This is a genomic window from Arsukibacterium sp., assembly GCF_036735525.1.
Taxonomy (GTDB): Bacteria; Pseudomonadota; Gammaproteobacteria; order Enterobacterales; family Alteromonadaceae; genus Alishewanella.
Genome location: NZ_DAINOE010000147.1, coordinates 3,717 through 3,964, shown reverse-complemented (window position 1 = coordinate 3,964; position 248 = coordinate 3,717). Strand labels below are relative to the sequence as shown.

At 45.2% G+C, this 248-nt stretch carries 1 protein-coding gene; it reads right to left on the bottom strand.

Going from position 1 to position 248, the window contains the following annotated elements:
- Nucleotides 1-14: 14 nt before the first annotated feature.
- Nucleotides 15-248, bottom strand: a 234-nt coding sequence (locus V7D78_RS16335; RefSeq protein WP_333609522.1) for a hypothetical protein, incomplete at its 5' end; no start/stop codon positions are given.

Genomic DNA, 248 nt, shown 5'->3' with positions numbered 1-248 from the left:
GTTGCTGGTACAGATCAACCAGCTACTCCTTTAATTGTGTCAATAGCAACTTGTGTACCGTCCACACTTAAATTATCAGACCCGACAACCTGAACTGTAGCGCTAGTTGAACCGGCAGAAACACCGCCAACTAATCCACCCGATGCAACTTTCTGTATACTCTGTGAGGTGGTTTGTTTCAATGCTTGAGTCGCTCCTTGCTTTATTCCTGTAGCAATTGTTGATGTACCTAACCCACCTGTAATCGC